A 19,998-nucleotide genomic window follows, 5' to 3' on the forward strand; every position below is an offset into this window, starting at 1 on the left:
GCTAGGTTGGATCCATGACAGCCGTGCTCGTCTACGACGGAGACTGCGGGTTCTGCACGACGTGCGTGCGCTTCATCGAGCGGCGCATGCGCGTCCGGGCGCGGATCACCGCCTGGCAGGCGGCCGACCTGGCCGCCCTCGGCGTCACGGAGCGGCGGGCCCGCTACGAGCTGCTGTGGGTGTCCGGCACCGGCGTGTACGGCGGCGCCCAGGCCGTGGCCAAGCTCCTCCTCCACGCGGGCCTGCCCTGGAGCCCGCTCGGCGCGATCCTGCGGCTGCCGCCGATCCGCTGGCTAGCCCACGGCGTCTACCGGCTTGTCGCCGGCAACCGGCACCGGCTGCCCGGCGGCACCGCGGCGTGCGCGCTGGAAGATCCGCTCAAGAGGTAGGAACGCGGCCAGGCAGATCACGTGCGGCAGGAAGTGGATCGTGATGGCCGCCCAGGTGAAGAAGTGGAAGGCGAGAAAGAACGCCACCCCGGCGTACAGCGCCCTGCCGCGCAGGAACAGCAGGATCGGCGAGGCCGTCTCGGCCAGCAGCACCACCCACTGTCCGATGAGCAGCGCGCCGGGGATGCCCGCCACGAAGTGCCCGAAGAACGTTCCCCGCCGGGTGACCGCCCACTGGAAGGTGGCGCCGTTGGGCCACTCCCACCCGCCGTGCCGGATCTTCGCGTAGGCGGACAGGAAGTAGGTGGCCACGACGGCGATCTGCACGCAGCGCAACGCCCACCCCGCCGCCTGCCCGCTCGGCGCCGCCTCGGCCGTACCCGCCCCGGCCGTACCTGCCCCGGCGGTACCCGCCCCGGCCGTACCTGCCCCGGCGGTACCCGCCCCGGTGGTACGCCCCACGGTGGGCAGGACGAACAGGGTGACGATCAGGGCCAGGTGGTCGTGGTCGACCTTGCCGTACGACATCGCGAGCACGGCCCAGTAGGTGTAGCCGAGCGCGACGACGTACCCCGCCGCCCTCGGCAGCCGGCCGGCGGCGGCGATGAGCGCGCCGAGCACGACGAGCGCGAACAGCGTGTACACCAGCGCCGTACTGGCCCCGGGCAGGTGGAGCAGGCGTGCCACCAGGACCGGCCGGTAGATGGACGAGCCGTGCGCGTGCCCCCACACCCCGCCGGTGAACAGCATCATGTCCACCGGCAGGAACAGGTAGACGATGACCCCCAGGAGACGGACCCGCCGCAGCGGCTCCTGCGGGAACCACCACCTTGTCAGCGGACCTGCCATGTCACCCTCTCCACGTGGTGCGTCGACGCCGGGCGCCGGTCCTTCAGCGTGATGACCTTGGTGATCACGTAGATCTTGGTCAGCCGCGGGTCATCGGGGCGGATCCTGGCGTGGTTGCCGGCCAGTTCCTGCAGCAGCGACGGATCGGCGACGTAGCGCCCGAGCTGGCCTTCGAGCTCGGCGCGGCGGATGCCGACGTAGTACGGCTCGATCGGGATCTCCACGCGCGTGCCCGCGGCGGTGTCGGCCTCCATGATCAGCGATCTGATCTCGCCGTCGGGCGGGATGCTGAACGCGTACTGCACCATAGGCCCGAAAGGGAAAAGGTCGTCGTCACCGGCGACCGTGCCATAACCGAGCGCCACGAGCACGGCAGTAGCCGCGACCAGGCGCCACATTCTTCTCCCCCGGGTAAGAATTGCCCCCATGCGCCCAGGAAACTATCAGGATCAATCGCCGATATCCCGAAAAATACAAATATGTCAACCAAAGGCGACGTTCAGCGGGTGGTTCACCGAAGGTTCAATCGGGAAATTCGGCCTTCCCATTCAGAGCCGTTCGATACCCTATCCGCCCCGTGACCGGCCGGTTACGATCCCGGAGTGATGATTTCGGGGACAGAGCGGCGAATGGGGCGGCTGCCTGCGGAATTCACGAGCTTCATCGGCAGGAATGCCGAGCTGCGCGAGATTCTCCGGCTGTTCGGTCAATCCCGGCTGATTACACTGGCCGGACCGGGTGGCGTCGGCAAAACGCGGCTGGCCGTCCAGGCGGTCGCGCAGACGGCCGACAACTACGCCGACGGCATCTGCTTCATCGACCTCGGCGCCCTGCACGAGGCCGACCTGATCGCCGCCACGGTTTGCGAGTCGCTGGGCCTGAGCGCGCAGAACGTCGGCGCCCCCGGCACGATCCTGGTCGAGTACCTGGCCGGCCGGCACCTGCTCCTGATCCTCGACACCTGCGAGCACCTCGTCGACGCCTGCGCCGACCTCACCGAGCACCTCCTGCGCGCCGCCCCCCGCCTGACCATCCTGACCACCACCCGCATCCCGCTGAACATCCCCGGCGAGCACGTCCTCGGCATCGGCCCGCTGACCTGCGTGCCGCCCGCGGCCGACGACGAGCCCGAGCTGTCGGAGGCGGCCAGGCTGTTCGCCGACCGCGCCACCGCCGTCGCCCACGACTGGCGGCTGACCACCACCAACCTGCAGCCGGTGCACCGGCTCTGCGAGCGCCTCGACGGCATCCCGCTCGCCCTCGAACTGGCCGCCGCCCACGTACGCACCCTGTCGGCCGAGCAGATCCTGGCCAGGCTCGACCACCGGATCCTGGAGGTGCCCGGCAGGCGCGGCCGCCGCGGCCGCCACCAGACCCTCGACGCCACGATCGGCTGGAGCTTCGAGCTGTGCTCGCCCCGCGAGAAGCTCCTGTGGGCCCGGCTGTCCGCGCTGACCGGCGACTTCGACCTCGACATCGTCGAACGTGTCTGCGCCGACGAGCACCTGCCGCTCCACGACGTCGTCGCGACGCTGTCCAGCCTCGTCGACCAGTCCATCGTGCTGCGCACCGGCAGCCAGGACGACGCCCGCTTCCGCCTGCTGGACACCGTCAGGGAGTTCGGCGCCCGCGAGCTCGAACGGCGCGGCGAGCGCGACACGCTGCGCACCAGGATCGCCGGCTGGCTGGTCGAGAACGCCGGACAGGCCCGGCGGGACCTGCCGACCGGCGCGCAGGTGGGCTGGCTGGACTGGTACGCACGCGAGCAGCACCAGATCCGCGAGGCCTGCGACCACCTGCTGCGCGGCGGCCGGCACGAGGAGGTGTTCCTCACCGTCGCCCGGCTCATCGCGATGCACGGGCTCATCGGCGAGGCCCGCTACTGGGCCGGGCGGGCCTTCCCCGGCGCCACCGCCTCCGGCGAGGGCCTGGTGATGCACGCGCTGTTCATCGTCATGCACGACGAGGCCGACGCCGCCCGGCCGCTGCTCGACCGGGCCGCCGCCCTCGCCGAGTCGACCGGCGACGAGCCGCTCAAGGGCTACATCGCCCTGGTCGACGGCATCGCCGGCCTGTTCGCCGGTCAGCTGGCCGAGGCGCGTACCCGGCTGGAGGAAGGCAGCGCGATCCACGCGCGCCTGGACACCCGCGACGTCCTCGTCCCGCTCGGGCCGGTGTTCATCGCGGTGGTCGCCGCCCTGCAGGGCGACTTCGACGGCGCCGTCGAGCGGGCCGCCGCGGTCGTGGCAGCGGGGGCGGAGGCCGGCGAGCTGTGGGCCCGCTCCTACGCCGAGGCGGTGTGGGGCATGACGCTCATGCTCAGCGGCGAACCGTCGGCGGGCCTGCTGCGGCTGCGCGAGGCCCTGCGCGTCAAGCACGACCTCGACGACATGCTCGGCATCGCCCTGGCCCTGGAGTTCTACGGCGGCTGCCTGCTCAACCTCGGCACCCCGGAGGCGGCCGCGCGCCTGATCGGCTCCGTCGAGGACGCGCGCACCGTCAGCGGCGTCTCCATGTTCGGCCCCCAGCACACGCTCATCAGGGAGATCATGGAGCAGCAGTGCAGGGACGCGCTGGGCGAGGAGATCTTCGACGCCCAGCGCCGCATCGGCCACCAGATCGGCCTCGAACGCACCCTGGCCGGCATCCTCGCCGAATCCGACCCGTCCGCACCCGCGCGGAGCGTCCAGGAGCCGCTGACCAAGCGTGAGTACGAGATCGCCCGGCTGGTGTCCGAGGGCCTGACCAACCGGCAGATCGCCGAGCGGCTCGGCATCGCCAAGCGCACCGTGGACACCCACATGGAGAACATCCTCACCAAGCTCGCCATCTCCTCCCGGGTCCAGATCGGCGCCTGGATCCAGCGCGACGCGCCTTGACGGCTCCCGCCGGCGGGAGCCGTACCGGAGAGAAGGGGGGTCAGGCGCAGGTGGCGAGCAGGACGGTGACGACCGTGCAGGGGGCGGCGTCGCTGTCGTTGGCCGGGTCGGGGTCGGCGGGGGACGAGGCGGTGCGGGTCGCGGTGACGGTCACGTTGCCGAGGCTGAGCAGGCCGAGCGGGAGCCGGAAGGTGGCGGTCGCCGAGGCGCCGGCCGCGAGCGCGGTGTAGGAGCAGGTGACGGTGCCGGGGACCGAGGTGCAGCCGGGGGAGAGGTGGGTGGCGGTCCGGCCGGGCGGCAGCGTCGCGGTCAGCGTGGCCGAGGTGAGCGGGCCGGGACCGGCGTTGCGCGCGGTCATGCGGTAGCTCAGGTAGGGGACCAGCAGGCCGAGGCGCGGCTGCGCGGCCAGGTCCACGGCCACGTCGGTGGCGCCGGCGGGGGCCCAGTCGATCGTGAACTGGAAGCCGGGGACGACGGCCAGCGCGCTCTTGCCGGTGCCGTCGGTGTTCATGGTGAACAGGTCGTTGTCGGAGGTGTAGGCGATCTTGGTGCCGTCGGGCGACCAGCGGGGCGCGCCGCTGAAGGTGGCGTCGTTGGAGAGGTTGGCCTGGCCGCTGCCGTCGGCGTTCATCACGTAGATCTGGGCGAGGTTGGGGGCGAAGCGCGTCCAGCCGTAGGTGATCTTGCTGCCGTCGGGCGACCAGTCGGGCAGCCCGGCGCCGTCGTTGCCGCTGTAGGCGGTGAGCTGGGTCTCGCCGGAGCCGTCGGCGTTCATGACGGAGATGTTGCGGGTGGGGTCGCGGAAGGCGATGCGGTCGCCGCCCGGCGACCACGCGGGGGCGTCGCCGTACACGCCGAGCGAGGTACGGCCGGAGCCGTCCGGGCCGATCACGGTCAGGGTGCTGTCGCCCGCCCGGTAGATGATCTTCGTGCCGTCCGGCGACCAGTCGACGGGCGCGTCCACGACGGGGCCGCCGGTGTCGACCTGGGTCTGCCCGGTGCCGTCCGGGTTCATCGTCCAGAGCTGGTGGGAGCCGCCGGCGAAGCGGGTGAAGGCCACGCGCGTGTTGCCGGCATTGGCCGCGGCGTTGGAGTCGGCGACGTCGTTGTCGGTGAGCTTGGTCAGGCCGCCGCCGTCCGGGTTGATCCGGTAGATCTCCTTGTCCGGGTCGGTCGTCTGGTCGACGAAGTAGATGGGGCCGTTGGCGCCGGGGAAGGCGGCCTGGGCGGGCGCGGCCAGCACCGCCGACACCAGCGCGACCACGCCGGCGAGCACCGGTAACGGATGACGGAGCATGCATACCTCCAGGCAGGACGAGACCGTCGGTGGACCCAGCGATGACGGCGGCCTGCTGGAGCACCCGATCCGGGACCGGGGAAGCCCACCCAGCGACCTTTTCCCGTCAGGAGCGCCGGTCAACCGCCGTCACCTGGCCGACAGCGGACACCTCGGCCCCACCGGTGGAGGTCTAGAGCGTGACGAGGGCGCGGCACAGGCGCGCGGCCTCGGCCATCAGCCGGTCCCGGTCCCCGGGGAAGTGGTAGACGTGATCGGCGCTGCCGTGCATCACGTGGTAGAGCACGATCGCCGTCGCCTCCGGATCGGGTACGGCCGCGCCCGCCTCGGCCAGCAGCGCGACGATCGCGTCCACGGCCGGGTTGGGCCCCGGCCGCTCCGGCCGGGCGGAGCTGTGGAACAGCACGTCGTGCAGCCGGAGGTCACCGAGATACTCCGCGATGCCGGCCAGCATCCATCGTTCGATCCGCTCGACCCCGTCCGCCGAGCCCGCGACCTGGCTCTGCCGGGCGGCGAACCGCTCCACGTAGCGGTCCCTGAGCGCGCCGACCAGGTCGTCCTTGCTGGAGAAGTGCAGGTAGAAGGTGCCCTTCGCGACACCGGCCCCGGCGGTGACGTCATCGACGGTCAGCGACCCGACCCCTGCCCTGAGGACCAGCGCCTCCGCCGCGTCGAGTAACTGCGCGCGCCGTTGTCCCGCCGGCCTGGTCCGAGCCACCCGCGTCCCCTCACTCTCGGTCGTCGGCCAGCCACTTTATCCCTGCCGCGCCGCCGCGGGCTCCTCGGGCCGGGCCCCGTCCCTCCGGAAGAGCGGGTGGGTGTAGAGCAGGACGATCACCAGGCACATGATGGCGACGGCGGTGACGAGCGGGACCAGGGGCGACAGCGCGTACAGGGAGGTGGCGAGGGTGGGCGCGAGGACGAACGTGAGCGCGTTGTTCGCGGCCACCACCCCGGCCAGGCCGCCCTGCTCCTCCTTCGTCATCGCGAACGTCGGGCCCGCCGTGTAGCCGGGGATGGCCAGCCCGAGCCCGAGCCCGATGATCAGCACGGCGGCGACGAACACCGGCAGGCCGAGGTCGGGCAGCAGCAGCGCCAGGCCGCCCAGCGCGACCAGGGCGCCGACGCGCATCAGCCGCCGCGCGGGCCAGCCGACCCTGGGCACGATGACCACCTGCGCGAGCAGCATGCCGACCCCGGCGGCGAGCAGGGTGCCGCCCGTGGCGCCCGCGGTCTGGGTGGCCGACAGGCCGTTGCGGTCCTGGAGCAGGAAGCCGATGAGGATGTGCACGAAACCGAGCGCGGTGAACATCCCGAACCCGGTCAGCAGGTACGGCCACACCCGCCGGTCCAGCGGGTGCACGCGGGGCGGCGCGGCCACGAGTTCGCGGGCGCCCTGCGGCTTGACCAGGACCGCGACGAGCACGGCGCCGACGGCGAGGATCAGCGGGACGGCGTAGAGCGGGGTCAGCATGCCGAAACCGCCGAGCAGCCCGCCCACACCCGCTCCGGCGATCATCGCGATGCCCTGGGCGGCCCCGATCGCCGCCATCGCGGCCAGGCGGTCGCGCTCGGTCTCGGTGGCGTCGGCGGCGTACGCCTGGGCGGTGGGCGGCACCGCGGCGAACGCGACGCCGAACAGCACGCCCCTGGTCAGCACGAGCAGGCCGAACAGCAGCGCGCCCGAGAGCAGCGCGGCGATCCCGAGGTGCGCGAGGACGGCGAAGGCCAGCATCGCCACCGTGGCCCCGGTCAGGGCGCCGACCAGCACCGGCTTGCGGCCCCACTGGGCGGACTTGCGGCCCCAGAACTGGCTGGTGAGCACGACGACGACGGCCGAGGTGCTGATCATGACGCCGACCTGCCAGTCGGCCAGGCCGACCTCGCGGGCCAGCGGCGCGATCAGCGGGTTCAGGGTCTGCTGGCCCAGGAAGATGATGAAGACGCTCAGGTAGAGCACGCGTAGCCGCGCCATGACACTCCTCGGGGGACTTAGGTAAGCCTTACCGTAGTGGCGGCTCGCGCTGTTTTGCAACGGCATTCGCAAAACCTTCATACTGGACCCATGCGCGAACCGACCAGAAAGGGCGGCCGCCCCCGGGTGGTCGACCGGGAGGCCGTGGCCAGGGCCGTCGTCGAGCACGGGTTCGTCGAGCTGTCCGTGAGCGCGATCGCCCAGCGGCTCGGGGTCAACCAGGCGACCCTCTACCGTCACATCGGCGGCCAGGACGACCTCGTCGACACCGGCGTGACGCTGCTGATCAGGCAGGCCGCGTGGCCGGCCGGGGGCGCCCACTGGCGCGACCTGCTGGAAGGCGCCGCCTGGACGGTCTGGGGCATCCTGCGCGACAACCCGGGCCTCATGATGGCGGCGGGCCGGCGCCTGCTGGCCAACGACGAGCTCATCGCCGCGTTCAACCGGCTGTGCCTCGACCTGATCAAGCAGGGGCTGCCGCCGGACAAGGCCACGCTCGCCGTCGACTTCGTCCTGGATCTGGCCTGCAACACCGTCCTGTCACGGGACTTCATGCTGGCCGGCGCGCTGGAGGGCGACCGCGAGCCGCCGCGCGCCTGGACCGGCAACTTCGACCCGCGGGTGCTGGAGATCATCACCCGGGCCGCCGGTCCGGGCCACGAGGAGTGGTTCGCCGGCAAGCTGACGATCGCTTTGGATGGGATCGAGCGGATGTTCGTGGATATGAGATAGTCGCCCGGTGAAAGCGATCATCCGGTGGGTCATGCCCGCTCTGGTCCTGCTGGGCTTCGCGATCTTCTTCAACGACCGGGGTGGCAAGAGCGAGCCGGACTTCACCATGGCCGAGGTCAAGGTGGTCGAGGGGATCGTCGCCACCTTCGACGTCTCCAGGACCCAGGCCGGCAGCGGCAACCGCCAGTCCAGCCGCGTCGACTACCTGCTCACGCTGACCGGCCGCCCGCGGAACGTCGCGTTCCGGCTGGACACGACTCCGGCGGGCGGGGTCAAGGCGGGTATGCGCGTACGCCTGGAGATCCTCGAGGACGCCGAGGCGGCCTTCACCTCGGCCACCCGCTACCCGGACGGGAGCAACCGGATCCACGCGGTCGGGGCCGTGGTCGACGGCAGGCCGGTCTACACCGCCGCCGAGTACGTCGCCAGGAGCGAGTCGGCGGCGTCGGGCAACGGCCGGATCGCGCTAATCTTCCTCCTGCTGGCCCTGGCCTGGGGCGCGGTGGTGTACTTCGTCAAGATCCGGCCGTACGTCAGGAGCGGGAAGGCCGCTTGGTGACGTCGGCCAGCGTGACCTCGCCCAGCAGCGCCGTCTCGTAGTCGTGCAGCCGCTCCCACACCTCGGTCAGCGGGGCGGCGGCGCCGGGGAAGCGGGCGGCGGGCGGCTCGGCCCCCTCCGTCACGGCGATCACGTCGGCCAGGGTGATGTCCCCGGCCGGGCGGGCCAGCCAGTAGCCGCCCTCGGGGCCGCGCTGGCTACGGATCAGCCCGGCGCGGCGCAGGTGCAGGAGGATGCTGTCGCAGAAGCGGCGCGGAATGTCCTGGCCGGCGGCGATCTGGTGGGCGTGTACCGGTGCCGGGGCGGTGGCCAGGGCGCACATGGCGCGCAGCGCGTACCGGGTTCTGGCGGAGATCCGCATCAGCGTTCCCCGCGGCGGTGAGCTGATCTCAAGGAGGCACTCCTTCGGAAAAAGCGCGATGCCCCCGGCTCGCGTCCGGGGGCATCGTGGGCGAATCACGGGTGGCTCAGGCCGGGGTGGGCTCGTCCTGCCGCTCCAGCTCGGAGTCCACGGCTTCCACCGACTCGTTCGCCTTGTCGCGGTGGTACTCGCGTACCGAGTAGACGATGGCGCCGACCCAGAGGAGCGCGATGAGGACGTAGGCGATGGCCTGCACGTTGCCGGGCGCGTCGATCCAGTCGCTGCGCAGCAGGGTACGCACGTTCGTCAGGATGATCACACCGCCGACCGCCGAGCCCAGGATGCGCGGTGGGATGTGGCGCACCAGCCAGGCGGCGATGGGTGCGGCGATCACGCCGCCGAGCAGCAGGACGCCGACCCAGGCGAAGTTGATGTTCTCCGAGCCGATGCCGACCAGGAAGCCGACGCTGGCCGCGATGGCCACCAGGAACTCGCTGGCGTCGATCGAGCCGATCACCTTGCGCGGGGGGATGCGGCCGCTGGCCAGGATCGCGGGGGTGCCGACGGGGCCCCAGCCGCCACCGCCGGTGGCGTCCACGAACCCGGCGACCAGGCCGAGCGGGCCGAGGAAGCGCTTGCGCAGCGGCTTGCCCAGGTTGCCGCGCGGCAGCCCGAACGCGGTGAAGCGGATGAGGATGTAGACGCCGAGGGTCAGCAGGATGACCGACATGATCGGGGCGGCGAGCTCGGTGGACAGGCTCGACAGGAACGTGGCTCCGGCGAAGGCGCCGATCGCGCCCGGGACGCCGATCTTGGCGACGACCTTCCAGTCGACGTTGCCGAAGCGCCAGTGGGAGATTCCGGAGGCCAGCGTGGTACCGATCTCGGCCAGGTGGACGGTCGCTGACGCGGCGGCGGCGTTGGTGCCGATGGCCAGCAGCAATGTGGTGGAGGTGACGCCGTAGGCCATGCCCAGGCTGCCGTCGACGAGCTGCGCGGCCAGGCCGACCAGGCCCAGCAGGATGAGTGATCGCACTGCATCCGCCTTTCCCGCTTTTCCTGCTATATCGGTCGGGATTATCATGAATGCTGGGAAGGGGTCAGGTCAAGTCACCGGGCGCAACTCGGCCGTCTCCATCACTAAGCTGTGACAGCGGCACGCCGGAGCGAGAGTGGGTGGGGTCTTGGGGTCGATCGACGCGGACTCGCAGATCACGGATCTGACGCTGGACGACCACGCCTGCCTCACCTTCGGCGAGCGCGAGGAGTACCTCGACCTGACCGCCGCCTACATCCGCGACGGGCTGGCGGAAGGGCTGCGGGTGGTGTGGCTGAGCGAGGAGCCGCAGGCGGCCCGCGCCGAGCTCGACCGGCGCGGCCTCGCGGTCCGGCACGCCGGCGAGAACGGGCGGATGCGGATCGTGGCCTGGCAGGACGGGCTGCTGTCCGGCCGGCAGTTCGCGCTGGAGGACGCCATGCGGTGGCTGCGCGCCCAGCGCGACGAGGCCGAGCAGGCGCACAGCGGACTGCGCGTGGCGATCGACATGGGCTGGGCGCTGAGCCCGGTCCAGGGCGTCGAGCAGCTGCCCGCCTTCGAGCGGCAGATCGCCGAGACGCTGGCGGGCACCCGCGTGTCGGTGCTGTGCCAGTACGACCGCGAGCGCTTCGACCCGGTCACGCTCGCGTCGGTGTCCGCCTTCCACACGCGCTCGGTCGCCGCCGCCACCTACCACGACGATCCGCTGCTGCGCATCTGCCGGCAGTACGCGCCGCCGGGCGTCCGGCTGGCCGGGCAGATCGACTCCACGGCGGCGGAGTCCCTGGCCCTGGCGCTGGCGGAGGTCATCCGCGGCGACGCGGACGTCACCGTCAACATGACCGAGCTGTCCTTCATCGACGTAGCCTGCACGCGGATGATCCTCGACTGCGCGCGCAGCATCTGCCCGGACCGCAAGGTGGTGCTGCGCTGCCACTCCACGATCAGCGCGCGTTTCGTGCTGCTCGGCGCGACCGATATCGCGGGTGTTACGGTGGAAACCGCCGATGAACGGTGACCAGCCCCTTGACCAGCCGGCCGGCGCGGAGCAGACAGGTCCGCCCGGCCGCGACGTCCTGCTCAGACAGGACTTCACCGGCGACTCCCTCTACGCGCTGAGGGCGAGCGCCGAGGCCCACGCCACCGAGGCGGGACTGCCCGCCGGACGGGTCGCCGACCTGGTCATCGCCGTCCACGAACTGGCCATGAACGCGGTGCGACACGGAGGCGGGCACGGCACGATGACCCTCTGGACGCGGGACGGGATGTTGTGGTTCCGGGTCAGCGATCCCGGCCGCGAGGACGCCGGCCCGCCCTCCGAGCCGTGGCCCCGCGCGCACGGTCACGGCCTGTGGATCGTGCGCACGCTGGCCGACGAGCAGACGATGTCCACGGGCCACGGCGGGACGCACACCACCGTCGCCATGGCGCTGCCCGGCGCCGCCGGGCAGCCCGCGAGCATCCGGCCGGACCACGACAACGGGCGTGTGGTGCTGCGCCTGTCCGGCCTGTTCGACCGGAGCGCGGCGCTGGAACTGCTGGAGCGTACGCGGACGCTGCCCAGCCTCGTGCTGGACCTGACCGACGCCGGCCCGTGGGACGCCGACGGTCTGGCCGCCCTGGTCACGTTGCGCCAGCGCAGCGAGCTGAGCCTGACCGGTGTGCCGGCCTACCTTCGCGGACGTCTCGAAACCCTGGACCCCGCACTGTCGGAGTCCATCGACGAGTGAACCCGCGGCGTCTGTCCCCGGGTATGGGCATGACTGAGCAGACCTGGAAGAAACATGCCAACCCCTGGAGCGTGTGGACCGCTTCGCCGCCCCGTCGAGCCCACCACCTGGGCGGCCAAGCCCAGCTGTGGCGGATCGACCGGTACGGGCTGCTGTTCGACCAGCGCGGCTGATGCGCCGGGCGCCCGGCACATCAGCCGCGTCATGGACCTGAGGCGCCGGACCGGTCAGGGACGGAACGGGCCGGTCACGCAGTAGGTGATGCCGCCGGAGGACGAGCCGCTGGTGCCGCGCTGGGAGGAGAAGTACAGGCGGTTGCCCGCGGGGTTGAACGCCGGGCCGGTGATCTCCGACGAGCCCTGGCCGCTGATGCGCAAGAACACCGAGATCTGGTCGTTCGGGGTGATCATGCAGATCTCCATGTTGCCGCCGTCCTCGGCCACGTACAGGTCGCCGCCGGTCGAGCCGGTCACGTTGTCGACGCCGGTCAGGGGCGGGCTGCCGGGGCTGACCAGGCTGTCGTCGTAGGCCAGCTCGTAGGTGTTGTTCGCCAGGTTGAGCTGCCAGAGCCGGTTGTCGCCCTTGGTGGTGAACCAGACGGTGTCGTCGGCGTAGTGGCAGCCCTCGCCGCCGTTGAAGGACTTGGAGCCGGAGACCTGGCTGCGGGTGGCGGTGGGGGAGCCGTCGGGGTCGGGGACGTTCGCCCAGCTGAAGGAGCCCGAGGTGGAAGACCCGGCGACGAGTACCTGCAGGGTGCCGCTGGACAGGTCACCCCAGGTCGTGGGGACGAAGCGGTAGAACCTGCCGTTGCTCTCGTCCTCGGTCAGGTAGATCACCCGGCGGACCGGGTCGGCGGCCGCGGCCTCGTGCTTGAACCGCCCCATGGCGCCCCGCTGTACGGCGGCGCCGCCGAAGGGATAGGACTCGTAGACGAACCCGCGGCTCACCTCCTCGCACGACAGCCAGGTGTTCCACGGCGTCTTGCCGCCCGCGCAGTTCTGCCGGGTGCCGGTGAGGATGCGCTGGGCCGACTGCACGGCTCCGGAGGAGTTGAAGCGGATCGCCGAGGCGCCGCCGCCGGGGTTGATCTCGGAGTTGGAGACGTAGATCCAGCCCGCGCCGTCGGCGAAGCAGGCGCCGCCGTCGGGGGCGTTGTGCCAGGTCAAGGAGGTGCCGGGGACCGTCTGGCCGGAGCGGGCGATCACCTGGCTGGTGAAGCCGGCGGGCAGCAGGATGCCGTTGGCGTCCGCGGAGCCCAGCGGGCCGTAGGGGCTTGGCGCGTTCTGGGCGGGCGCGGCCAGCGCCGTGCCTTCCCAGAGGGTGAAGGGCAGCGCCATGGTGCCGGCGCCGAGTACCGAGGCACGCAGGAAGTTGCGTCTCTTCATCGGTGTGACCCTTTCCTGGCCGGGGGTGTCAAAACCCGAGAGTAGGCACCATCCGTGAACGCCCGGTGTCCCATTCTGGTCGAGGCCGCGCCGATGCGCCGGTGCATCCGGAAAGTCATCTATTGCATAGGAAAGTTTCCTATTTAATACTGCGATCAAGCACCATTCCCCCTGGTCCATGGAGGTTCCATGCTCCGTCGTCTCGCCGTGCTCGCCTCCGCAGCCCTGCTCGCCCTGTCCGCCGCCCCCGCCCAGGCTCATGCCACCGCCGTCGTCGAGGACGTCTTCAGCCCGCTGGCCCTCGGCGGGTACTGCGCCGCCCAGGTCAACCCCACCTCGGGGATCGGCTTCTACAACGGCTGGCTCAACTGTTACCGCTTCGGCACGCCCGGCCTGGTCTTCACGGGCGCGGGCAACCCGGGCCAGGCCTGCGTGTACTTCCACCCGACGTGGAACTTCATCGGCTACTCCCAGGGGGTGAGCCAGGCGCTGCTCTGCAGGTACTCGGTCTGACCCGCGGGGCCCCGCCGTGCCTGTGGCGCGGCGGGGTTCACCGGGCCTCGCGCAGGAAGCGCAGGCCGGTGGCGGCGATCCAGGACCACGACAGCACCACGGCCAGCGCGAAGGCCACGTTGATCAGGGCGGAGGCGTTGCCGGAGGCGATGCCGGCGAAGGCGGCGAGGAACAGCACGCCGGTCAGCGCGGAGAAGAGGGCCCAGCCGGTCCGGCGCTCGGCGGCGTGGCGGCGGGCGTGGAGCAGGCAGGCGGCGATCATACACAGGAAGCCGATGCCGCCGGCGACGAAGTGCAGCATGCCGTGCCAGGTGATGGCGGCGGGCGGGCCGTCGGGGGTGCCGGCGGGGAAGCCGAGCGCGGGGTCGGCGACGAAGACCCCGGCGCCGATGAGGGCGAGGCCGTAGACGCGTATGAGCCAGGGGGCCCAGGGCCGCTTGAGCGCGTACGAGAAGGCGATCACGAGCGCCCCCGTGATCACGAAGTTGGCGATCTGGATCCAGCCGAGGTCGCCGTTGCTCAGCAGGCTGGCGGCGTGGCGGGTGAGGTCGAAGGGCTCACGGGTGAGGGCCTGGGCCAGGGAGACCAGGACGTAGAGGGGGCCGGCGAGGACGCCGCACATCAGAAGGGTTCTGTTCATGCCTCAGAGCATTTCGCCGACAAAAACTTTTGTCAAGACGATTCTGATCGTCGGCGTTCCAGGTGGCTAGGGTGTCGTCAAACGATCTTCTACAGCGGACGGGCGGACACATGGACAGGTTGAAGGGGCGGCGGGCCATCGTCACCGGCGGCGCCAACGGCATCGGGCGGGCCATCGCCGTGGCCTTCGCCCGCGAGGGCTGCGAGGTGTTCCTCACCGCACTGCGCGACGAGGAGGCGGCCCGCGACACCCTCGCCGAGCTACGCGGGTACGGCGTGCGGGCGCACTACATGCTGCTGGACGGCGCCGACCCCGGCGGCGTCCGGAAACTGATGGAGGCCGCGGGCCGGGCCCTGGGAGTCGCCGACGTCCTGGTGAACAACGCCGCCACGACGACCAGGACCGGGTTCCTGGACCTCACGCCGGAGGAGTACGAGCGGGTGATGGCGGTCAACCTGCGCTTCCCCTTCTTCGCCACCCAGGCCTTCGCCGCGCGGCTGCGCGAGGAGGGCGCGCCGGGCAGCGTCATCAACATCAGCTCCATCAGCGCCTTCAAGGCGGTCAGCGCGATGGCCCACTACCAGTCCAGCAAGGCCGGGCTGTCGATGCTGACCCGCAGCGCCGCGTACGAGCTGGCGCGGTACGGCATCCGGGTCAACACGATCTCTCCCGGCCTGACCGCCACCAAGGCCAACTCCCCGCAGTGGCGCGACGACCCCGACCTGTGGCACGAGCGCAGCAAGGACATCCCGCTGGGCCGTCCCGGCCGCCCGGCCGACTTCGCGGGCGCCGCCGTGTTCCTGGCCTCGGACGAGTCGTCCTGGATGACCGGCGCCGACCTGGTGCTCGACGGTGGCGACGCGGCCGTGTGAACGCGCTCAGGCGGCTGACGGCGTGCCGCTCGCCCGCCGCAGCGGCGACAGGATCAGCCACAGCGTCGAGGCGACCGCGCCCAGGACGCCGATCAGGATGGTGGGCCGCACGCCCAGCCAGGTGCCCAGCGCGCCGCCCAGCAGCCCGCCGGCCGGGGCCATGGCGAAGGCCAGGAACCGGTTGGCCGCCTGGACCCGGCCGAGCAGATGATCGGGGCAGGCGCTCTGGCGGTAGCTGACCTGGACGACGTTGTAGAGCGTCCCGCCGTACCCGCAGGCGAACCAGCCGCAGACGAACAACACGACCCCCCAGCCGCGCGAGGACAGCGCCATCAGCACGCCGAGCGGCTCGGTGAGCAGCAGCGACAGCACGATCGTGCGGGTGGGACCGAACGCGCGCGTCCACCTCTTGACGGTCACGGCCGCGAGCACCCCGCCCGCGCCGGACGCGGCGGCCACCAGACCGGTCATCACCGGCGAAAGCCCCAGCTCGCGGGTCAGGAACAGCACCAGCAGCGCCGCGACCATCGACATGAACAGGTTGACGCTGCCGGTGCACAAGCCGATCGCGCGCAGCGCCGGGTCACGCAGCAGATAGCGCAGCCCCTCGCCGATGTCGGCGAGCGTCCCCTGCCCGCTCGCCGCCGCGGGCGCGGGGTCGGGGGTGCGGATACGGCGCAGCAGCCCGGCCGAGGTCAGGAACGTCACCGCGGTGACCGACACCGTCGCGGCCGCCCCGGCCAGCCCCGCGATCAGCCCGCCGAGGCTGGGCCCGGTCACCACGGCGACGGAGTAACTGGCCTGCAGCTTGGCGTTGGCCTCGATCAGCCGCTCACGCTCGACCAGCGCCGGCACGTACGCCAGGTGGGCCACGTCGAAGAAGATCGTCCCGATGCTCACCAGCAGGGCGACGGCCAGGAGCTGCCAGACTGTGAGCACCCCCGCGGCGTACCCGAGGGGGATCGACAGGAGCAGCAGCGCCCGCGTGACGTCGGCGGTGAGCAGGACGCGCCGGCGCCGCATCCGGTCCACCCAGGCGCCCGCGGGCAGCCCGAACAGCAGCGCGCCGACCGTGCCCGCGGCGTTGAGCAGCCCCATCTCCAGGGGCGTGGCCGCCAGCGCGGTGACCGCCACCAGCGGGACGGCGATCGCGCCGGCGCGGCTGCCGAGCTGGCTGACGGTGTTCGCCGACCACAGCCGCACGAAGTCGGCGTGCCGCCAGAGACTCACCACCGCACCGGCAGCCGCACCGGTCCGATCGTGATCGCCGTGGTCAGCCACTCGACCTCCTCCTCCGGTACGGCCAGCCGCAGATCGGGACAGACGCGCACGAGCGCCCGGACCGCCTCCTGCAGTTCCATCCGCACCAGCGAGGCGGCCAGGCAGTGGTGCAGCCCCGGCCCGAACGTCAGGTGCGCGCCTCCTTCACGCTCCACGTCGATCCGATCGGGATCGGGAAAGGCGACGGGATCGCGGTTGGCCGAGGCGAAGGAGACGAGCACCGCCTCGCCCTCGCGGATGGTCCGCCCGCCGATCTCGACGTCCTCGGTGGCGATCCTGGCGATGCCGAGGCCGGGGCTGATGACGAGGTAGCGCAGCAGTTCCTCGACCGCGCCCGGGATCGCGCCGGGCCGTTCGACCAGGTCGCGGTAGAGGCCGGGCTCGGTCAGCAGCGTGTAGGCCATGTTGCCGACCTGCTTGGCCACGTTGTCCTGGCCGGTGGTCAGCGAGCTGCCGAGGAAGGTGACCAGCTCCTGCTCGCTGAGGCTCCGCTCGCTGTCGCGGGCGTGCACGAGCTCGCTCAGCAGGTCGTCCCGCGGTACGGCGCGCCGCCGCTCGACCAGTTCCAGCAGATATTGGGCGAACTCGCCCAGGACGCGCTCGACCTCCTCGGCGGTGTAGGCGGTGGTGGTCACCACGACCTCCGCCCACCCGCCGAACCGGTCGCGCTCGCCGTACGGGACGCCGAGCATGTCGCAGATCGTCATCAGCGCGAGCGGCGTGCCGAAGTCCCGCATGAGGTCGGCGGGCGGGCGCAGGTCGCGCAGGAGCGTCTCGGCGCGGGCGGTCACCGAGGGCCGCAGCTCCTCGATCCGCCGCAGGGAGAACGCCCTGGAGACCAGGCGGCGCATCCGGGTGTGCTCGGGCGCGTCCATCATCGCCATGGAGCCGGCGCCGCCGGGCAGGGGCGTCATACGCGGCACGTCGGCGCCGGCCGCCCGCGCCCGGCTGAAGCGGGGGTCGGAGATGATCGCGCGCACGTCCTCGTAGCGGGTCGCGAGCCAGCCTTCGCGGCCGTAGGGCATCCGGACCCGCGAGAGCGGCTCGCTGTCGCGCAACTGCGCGAAACGGGGATGAAGGCGCAGCAGGTCGGGTGGGCCGAAGGGGTATGAGCCTGCCGTCATGCGTGATCTCCAGGGGGTGACGAGGGGCGGTCGCTCCCCAGCGGCCCGAGGAGCGTCCCGCCGTCGCGCTACTTGCCGGGTTTGACCGTGACAGTGGTCATGATCTTGAATTCAGCGGTCACGATGTGACGCATGGGATTCACCTCCTTCTGCGGCGAGTGTCCGTGCGTGGCCGAGGGCTTCGGCCACGACGTCCTCGGTGAGCACGGGGGTCTCGACCAGCAGGCAGCTGCCGAGCGGGGTGGTGGCGACGTCGCCGCCCGCCCTGCGGTGGACGGTGGCCCGCATCTCGCGGCTCGGCACGGTGTCCAGCGGGAAGCCGAACCGCACCCGCGCGACCCCCGCCCGGCCGGGCCGCCTGCGCGCCTTCTCGGCCTTGGCCGGTGGGCCTAGTTCGTCCAGGGTCGCGCGCCAGCGGCGCGAGAGGGGTGACCAGGGCTCGGTCTTCCTGATGAGCGCGCGCAGCTCGGGGGCGAGCGCGAGCGCCTCGGCGTGCTCGCGGACCACGCTCACCAGCGCGTCGCCCAGACGCCGCTCGGCGAGGCCGGCGAGCACCGAAAAGTCGAGGAGGTCCTTAATCCGGAATTTGCGCTGGAACCTTTCCTCGGCCACGGCGAACAGTCCGCATAAATCATCATGTTCCGGCGGAACGGCCCTTACCGGAACTCCCTTCAGGTCGCCGGTGAACGCACAGGTGGAGACGTCGGCGCCCATCGGTTTGTCGAGATGGGGTTCCTCGGCCGGCCACTTCATGGCCACGCAGATATGCCGTCCGAATTCTCCGTCCATGACGCTCACGCCCTGCGGGACGGCGTCATAACGCGCCGACAGGTCCAGGACGCAGCGCCACAGCGCCTCCTCGCCGGGCGCGACCAGGTCGGCGTCCCCCGACTGGCGCAGCATCCATCCGGGCATGTGGGCGGCGATCCTGCGCCCCTTGAGCACGGTCAGCCCGTGCGCCGCGGCCTGTTCCTCACCCACTCTGGCCAGCTCGGCGACCCGGCGGCGGGCCCGTTCCAGATAGGCCGTCGCCGCGCCGGTGAGCTCGATGTCCCGGGCCTGCGCCGAGGACAACCAGGTGGCCAATATCCCCGCCTTCGCGGCCATATGCGCGACCCGCCATGCCGGATATGCGGGTGGCGCGCCGAGGATTCTGTCTATGGTGTCAAAATCCATCATCACCGATAAGAAACCCGATACTAACAAGATCAACTCCATGAGTAAACATTCGTTCTGGAGGAGGTCATGAAACAGGTTTCACCCCGGCCCGTCCCGGCCATGTTGGTGTCATGAGCGAACGTTTGCCCCCGGCGCCCGTGATCGGCGCGGTGGTCGCCGTCGGCGTCGTCGCCGCGCTGCTCCTCGGCACCGGCGCCCTTCTGATCGCGGGCGGCCTGCCGCGCGGCGCCGTCCTGCCGGTGGCCTTCGGGCTCCTCGGCGCGGCGATCGCCCGCGGACTGTGGCCGGGATGGCGTGGCCCCCGCCTCCTGGCCGCCTTCTTCGGCGCCTTCGTCGTCCTGTACGGGGGCACCACGCTGGCCGACGCGCTGGCGGGCACGGGCGCGCCGCCCGCCGTCCTCGCGGGCGCGTCCGTGATGGCGCTGGCCGGCGCCGCCGTCATCGTCCTGCTGTTCGTGCCGCCGTCGTCGCGGGCGTGGTTCGCCCGCCGGCGCCGGGCGGAATGAGTAGGGCCTACTCATTCGCGGGCCCCGGCGAAAAGCGAGAATGCGCTCAAGGCGCGGCCGGACAAACCTGCGGACGCCGCGCCTTCGACGTCGGAAAACTGAATCCGCCGGATTCGTGGCAACGTTCGGAGGGGCATCATGTCGACCCGAGGTGTGGCGATCGCCGCGGCATTGATCGCCGCCGCGGCGACGATCACCGGCGCACTGATCACGTCCCGTCAGGTGCCGCTGCCCTGGGGCTCCGGAGAAACGGGAAGCGCGGGAACGCAACGCGAAACGGTACGTGAGAGCTTTCCCGGCGGGCCGAAAAAAGCCCCTGGCATCGCCGTGACACCGAAATCACTGACCTTTTCCTGCGAGGGCGACAGCTGCGCGCAAGAAGTGCGGGTGCTGAGCACGGGAACGGCCACGCTGAAAATCACCGACATCGAGTTCGAGGGCGACAACCCCGGCGATTTCCAGCACGACAACGCCTGCGCCGGCCAGGCTCTTGACGTCGATGACGAGTGCGCGCTCAAGGTGTGGTTCGCTCCGGCGAGCACCGGATCGAGCGGCTCGGCGACCCTGGTGATCCACCAGAACCTCAAGGGCGACGCCACCTACGTCAAGGTCACCGGACAGGGCACCCAGCAGCCCACCGACGAGCCCACACCCGAGTCGAGCCAACCGGCCGGATAGCCGAGCCCGCCCG

At 71.4% G+C, this 19,998-nt stretch carries 23 protein-coding genes; 11 read left to right on the forward strand and 12 right to left on the reverse strand.

All coding sequences use genetic code 11. The annotated features are described in order from the left end of the window. The first annotated feature begins 14 nt into the window (after nucleotides 1–14). Nucleotides 15–389 carry a thiol-disulfide oxidoreductase DCC family protein gene (locus ACFWY5_RS47550; RefSeq protein ID WP_379624912.1) on the forward strand — a complete coding sequence of 125 codons (375 nt, stop codon included), beginning with the start codon at nucleotides 15–17 and terminating at the stop codon, nucleotides 387–389. Here the strand turns inward: ACFWY5_RS47550 and ACFWY5_RS47555 are convergent. Together ACFWY5_RS47555 and ACFWY5_RS47560 are read right to left on the reverse strand one after the other, a co-directional pair. Next, complete coding sequence (locus tag ACFWY5_RS47555) at nucleotides 294–1,238, reverse strand: hypothetical protein (RefSeq protein WP_379638845.1); 945 nt, start codon at nucleotides 1,236–1,238, stop codon at nucleotides 294–296. The two genes, ACFWY5_RS47550 and ACFWY5_RS47555, sit on opposite strands and share 96 nt — an antisense overlap. Continuing rightward, on the reverse strand, nucleotides 1,223–1,636 hold the full coding sequence (locus tag ACFWY5_RS47560) for a hypothetical protein (protein WP_379624916.1): 414 nt from the start codon (nucleotides 1,634–1,636) through the stop codon (nucleotides 1,223–1,225). The genes ACFWY5_RS47555 and ACFWY5_RS47560 overlap by 16 nt, the downstream gene beginning before the upstream one ends. 231 nt (nucleotides 1,637–1,867) lie before the next feature. Between ACFWY5_RS47560 and ACFWY5_RS47565 the strand changes: the two genes are divergently transcribed. Continuing rightward, nucleotides 1,868–4,117 carry a LuxR C-terminal-related transcriptional regulator gene (locus ACFWY5_RS47565; protein ID WP_379624918.1) on the forward strand — a complete coding sequence of 750 codons (2,250 nt, stop codon included), beginning with the start codon at nucleotides 1,868–1,870 and terminating at the stop codon, nucleotides 4,115–4,117. A 40-nt stretch (nucleotides 4,118–4,157) separates the two neighbouring features. Here the strand turns inward: ACFWY5_RS47565 and ACFWY5_RS47570 are convergent, their stop codons facing one another. The 3 genes from ACFWY5_RS47570 to ACFWY5_RS47580 form a co-directional block, all read right to left on the reverse strand. Continuing rightward, complete coding sequence (locus ACFWY5_RS47570) at nucleotides 4,158–5,414, reverse strand: hypothetical protein (protein ID WP_379638846.1); 1,257 nt, start codon at nucleotides 5,412–5,414, stop codon at nucleotides 4,158–4,160. Between the two features lie 172 nt (nucleotides 5,415–5,586). Continuing rightward, nucleotides 5,587–6,132, reverse strand: coding sequence for a TetR/AcrR family transcriptional regulator (locus ACFWY5_RS47575; protein ID WP_379624922.1), 546 nt, complete (start codon nucleotides 6,130–6,132; stop codon nucleotides 5,587–5,589). A 36-nt stretch (nucleotides 6,133–6,168) separates the two neighbouring features. Next, nucleotides 6,169–7,389, reverse strand: a complete 1,221-nt coding sequence (locus tag ACFWY5_RS47580) for an MFS transporter (RefSeq protein WP_379638847.1) — start codon at nucleotides 7,387–7,389, stop codon at nucleotides 6,169–6,171. Nucleotides 7,390–7,479: 90 nt separating this feature from the next. Between ACFWY5_RS47580 and ACFWY5_RS47585 the strand changes: the two genes are divergently transcribed. After that, complete coding sequence (locus tag ACFWY5_RS47585; protein ID WP_379638848.1) at nucleotides 7,480–8,121, forward strand: TetR/AcrR family transcriptional regulator; 642 nt, start codon at nucleotides 7,480–7,482, stop codon at nucleotides 8,119–8,121. 7 nt (nucleotides 8,122–8,128) lie between these two features. Further along, on the forward strand, nucleotides 8,129–8,680 hold the full coding sequence (locus ACFWY5_RS47590; protein ID WP_379638849.1) for a hypothetical protein: 552 nt from the start codon (nucleotides 8,129–8,131) through the stop codon (nucleotides 8,678–8,680). Here ACFWY5_RS47590 and ACFWY5_RS47595 read toward each other — a convergent pair. Both ACFWY5_RS47595 and ACFWY5_RS47600 read right to left on the reverse strand, forming a co-directional pair. After that, nucleotides 8,655–9,041 (reverse strand): RrF2 family transcriptional regulator, encoded by a 387-nt coding sequence (locus tag ACFWY5_RS47595; RefSeq protein WP_379638850.1) that lies wholly within the window; start codon nucleotides 9,039–9,041, stop codon nucleotides 8,655–8,657. The genes ACFWY5_RS47590 and ACFWY5_RS47595 overlap by 26 nt on opposite strands. Nucleotides 9,042–9,147: 106 nt before the next feature. Continuing rightward, entirely contained in the window at nucleotides 9,148–10,077 is a 930-nt protein-coding gene (locus ACFWY5_RS47600) for a sulfite exporter TauE/SafE family protein (RefSeq protein ID WP_379638851.1), read from the reverse strand. Nucleotides 10,078–10,225: 148 nt separating this feature from the next. Between ACFWY5_RS47600 and ACFWY5_RS47605 the strand changes: the two genes are divergently transcribed. Genes ACFWY5_RS47605 through ACFWY5_RS47615 form a run of 3 tightly spaced genes read left to right on the forward strand, consistent with a single transcriptional unit; the run spans nucleotide 10,226 to nucleotide 11,980 of the window. Continuing rightward, nucleotides 10,226–11,095 carry an MEDS domain-containing protein gene (locus ACFWY5_RS47605; RefSeq protein ID WP_379624757.1) on the forward strand — a complete coding sequence of 290 codons (870 nt, stop codon included), beginning with the start codon at nucleotides 10,226–10,228 and terminating at the stop codon, nucleotides 11,093–11,095. Continuing rightward, nucleotides 11,085–11,807: an ATP-binding protein gene (locus ACFWY5_RS47610; protein ID WP_379638852.1), complete on the forward strand. Its 723-nt coding sequence runs from the start codon at nucleotides 11,085–11,087 to the stop codon at nucleotides 11,805–11,807. Before ACFWY5_RS47605 ends, ACFWY5_RS47610 begins: the two co-directional genes overlap by 11 nt. 29 nt (nucleotides 11,808–11,836) lie before the next feature. Then, on the forward strand, nucleotides 11,837–11,980 hold the full coding sequence (locus ACFWY5_RS47615) for a hypothetical protein (RefSeq protein WP_379638853.1): 144 nt from the start codon (nucleotides 11,837–11,839) through the stop codon (nucleotides 11,978–11,980). A 54-nt stretch (nucleotides 11,981–12,034) separates the two neighbouring features. Here ACFWY5_RS47615 and ACFWY5_RS47620 read toward each other — a convergent pair whose 3' ends face one another. Beyond that, nucleotides 12,035–13,192 (reverse strand): alkaline phosphatase PhoX, encoded by a 1,158-nt coding sequence (locus tag ACFWY5_RS47620; protein WP_379624761.1) that lies wholly within the window; start codon nucleotides 13,190–13,192, stop codon nucleotides 12,035–12,037. Between the two features lie 189 nt (nucleotides 13,193–13,381). Here ACFWY5_RS47620 and ACFWY5_RS47625 point away from each other — a divergent pair, with 189 nt between their 5' ends. Continuing rightward, nucleotides 13,382–13,705 carry a hypothetical protein gene (locus ACFWY5_RS47625; protein WP_379638854.1) on the forward strand — a complete coding sequence of 108 codons (324 nt, stop codon included), beginning with the start codon at nucleotides 13,382–13,384 and terminating at the stop codon, nucleotides 13,703–13,705. Nucleotides 13,706–13,742: 37 nt separating this feature from the next. Here the strand turns inward: ACFWY5_RS47625 and ACFWY5_RS47630 are convergent, their stop codons facing one another. Further along, nucleotides 13,743–14,345 (reverse strand): DUF998 domain-containing protein, encoded by a 603-nt coding sequence (locus tag ACFWY5_RS47630; RefSeq protein WP_379638855.1) that lies wholly within the window; start codon nucleotides 14,343–14,345, stop codon nucleotides 13,743–13,745. Between the two features lie 110 nt (nucleotides 14,346–14,455). On the opposite strand from ACFWY5_RS47630, the gene ACFWY5_RS47635 reads away from it, so the two are divergent. Beyond that, nucleotides 14,456–15,217 carry an SDR family NAD(P)-dependent oxidoreductase gene (locus tag ACFWY5_RS47635; RefSeq protein ID WP_379638856.1) on the forward strand — a complete coding sequence of 254 codons (762 nt, stop codon included), beginning with the start codon at nucleotides 14,456–14,458 and terminating at the stop codon, nucleotides 15,215–15,217. A gap of 6 nt (nucleotides 15,218–15,223) precedes the next feature. Here ACFWY5_RS47635 and ACFWY5_RS47640 read toward each other — a convergent pair whose 3' ends face one another. The 3 genes from ACFWY5_RS47640 to ACFWY5_RS47650 all read right to left on the reverse strand — a co-directional run bounded on the left by ACFWY5_RS47640 (nucleotide 15,224) and on the right by ACFWY5_RS47650 (nucleotide 18,729). Next, nucleotides 15,224–16,447, reverse strand: a complete 1,224-nt coding sequence (locus tag ACFWY5_RS47640) for an MFS transporter (protein ID WP_379638857.1) — start codon at nucleotides 16,445–16,447, stop codon at nucleotides 15,224–15,226. Further along, nucleotides 16,444–17,622, reverse strand: a complete 1,179-nt coding sequence (locus ACFWY5_RS47645) for a cytochrome P450 (protein WP_379638858.1) — start codon at nucleotides 17,620–17,622, stop codon at nucleotides 16,444–16,446. The genes ACFWY5_RS47640 and ACFWY5_RS47645 overlap by 4 nt, the downstream gene beginning before the upstream one ends. A gap of 111 nt (nucleotides 17,623–17,733) precedes the next feature. Then, nucleotides 17,734–18,729, reverse strand: coding sequence for a hypothetical protein (locus ACFWY5_RS47650; protein ID WP_379638859.1), 996 nt, complete (start codon nucleotides 18,727–18,729; stop codon nucleotides 17,734–17,736). Between the two features lie 182 nt (nucleotides 18,730–18,911). Here ACFWY5_RS47650 and ACFWY5_RS47655 point away from each other — a divergent pair, with 182 nt between their 5' ends. Next, entirely contained in the window at nucleotides 18,912–19,307 is a 396-nt protein-coding gene (locus ACFWY5_RS47655) for a hypothetical protein (RefSeq protein ID WP_379638860.1), read from the forward strand. 153 nt (nucleotides 19,308–19,460) lie between these two features. After that, nucleotides 19,461–19,985 carry a choice-of-anchor D domain-containing protein gene (locus tag ACFWY5_RS47660; protein ID WP_379638861.1) on the forward strand — a complete coding sequence of 175 codons (525 nt, stop codon included), beginning with the start codon at nucleotides 19,461–19,463 and terminating at the stop codon, nucleotides 19,983–19,985. Nucleotides 19,986–19,998: the final 13 nt, after the last annotated feature.

This window comes from Nonomuraea sp. NPDC059007 (assembly GCF_042740555.1).
GTDB lineage: Bacteria > Actinomycetota > Actinomycetes > Streptosporangiales > Streptosporangiaceae > Nonomuraea.

Coding starts and splice junctions, on each gene's coding strand:
- ACFWY5_RS47595 (WP_379638850.1), bottom strand. CDS start 9,041: ATGCGGATCTCCGCCAGAACCCGGTACGCGCTGCGCGCCATGTGCGCC.
- ACFWY5_RS47580 (WP_379638847.1), bottom strand. CDS start 7,389: ATGGCGCGGCTACGCGTGCTCTACCTGAGCGTCTTCATCATCTTCCTG.
- ACFWY5_RS47655 (WP_379638860.1), top strand. CDS start 18,912: ATGAGCGAACGTTTGCCCCCGGCGCCCGTGATCGGCGCGGTGGTCGCC.
- ACFWY5_RS47585 (WP_379638848.1), top strand. CDS start 7,480: ATGCGCGAACCGACCAGAAAGGGCGGCCGCCCCCGGGTGGTCGACCGG.
- ACFWY5_RS47650 (WP_379638859.1), bottom strand. CDS start 18,729: ATGGCCGCGAAGGCGGGGATATTGGCCACCTGGTTGTCCTCGGCGCAG.
- ACFWY5_RS47565 (WP_379624918.1), top strand. CDS start 1,868: ATGGGGCGGCTGCCTGCGGAATTCACGAGCTTCATCGGCAGGAATGCC.
- ACFWY5_RS47625 (WP_379638854.1), top strand. CDS start 13,382: ATGCTCCGTCGTCTCGCCGTGCTCGCCTCCGCAGCCCTGCTCGCCCTG.
- ACFWY5_RS47610 (WP_379638852.1), top strand. CDS start 11,085: ATGAACGGTGACCAGCCCCTTGACCAGCCGGCCGGCGCGGAGCAGACA.
- ACFWY5_RS47570 (WP_379638846.1), bottom strand. CDS start 5,414: ATGCTCCGTCATCCGTTACCGGTGCTCGCCGGCGTGGTCGCGCTGGTG.
- ACFWY5_RS47630 (WP_379638855.1), bottom strand. CDS start 14,345: ATGAACAGAACCCTTCTGATGTGCGGCGTCCTCGCCGGCCCCCTCTAC.
- ACFWY5_RS47645 (WP_379638858.1), bottom strand. CDS start 17,622: ATGACGGCAGGCTCATACCCCTTCGGCCCACCCGACCTGCTGCGCCTT.
- ACFWY5_RS47620 (WP_379624761.1), bottom strand. CDS start 13,192: ATGAAGAGACGCAACTTCCTGCGTGCCTCGGTACTCGGCGCCGGCACC.
- ACFWY5_RS47555 (WP_379638845.1), bottom strand. CDS start 1,238: ATGGCAGGTCCGCTGACAAGGTGGTGGTTCCCGCAGGAGCCGCTGCGG.
- ACFWY5_RS47615 (WP_379638853.1), top strand. CDS start 11,837: ATGACTGAGCAGACCTGGAAGAAACATGCCAACCCCTGGAGCGTGTGG.
- ACFWY5_RS47560 (WP_379624916.1), bottom strand. CDS start 1,636: ATGTGGCGCCTGGTCGCGGCTACTGCCGTGCTCGTGGCGCTCGGTTAT.
- ACFWY5_RS47550 (WP_379624912.1), top strand. CDS start 15: ATGACAGCCGTGCTCGTCTACGACGGAGACTGCGGGTTCTGCACGACG.
- ACFWY5_RS47635 (WP_379638856.1), top strand. CDS start 14,456: ATGGACAGGTTGAAGGGGCGGCGGGCCATCGTCACCGGCGGCGCCAAC.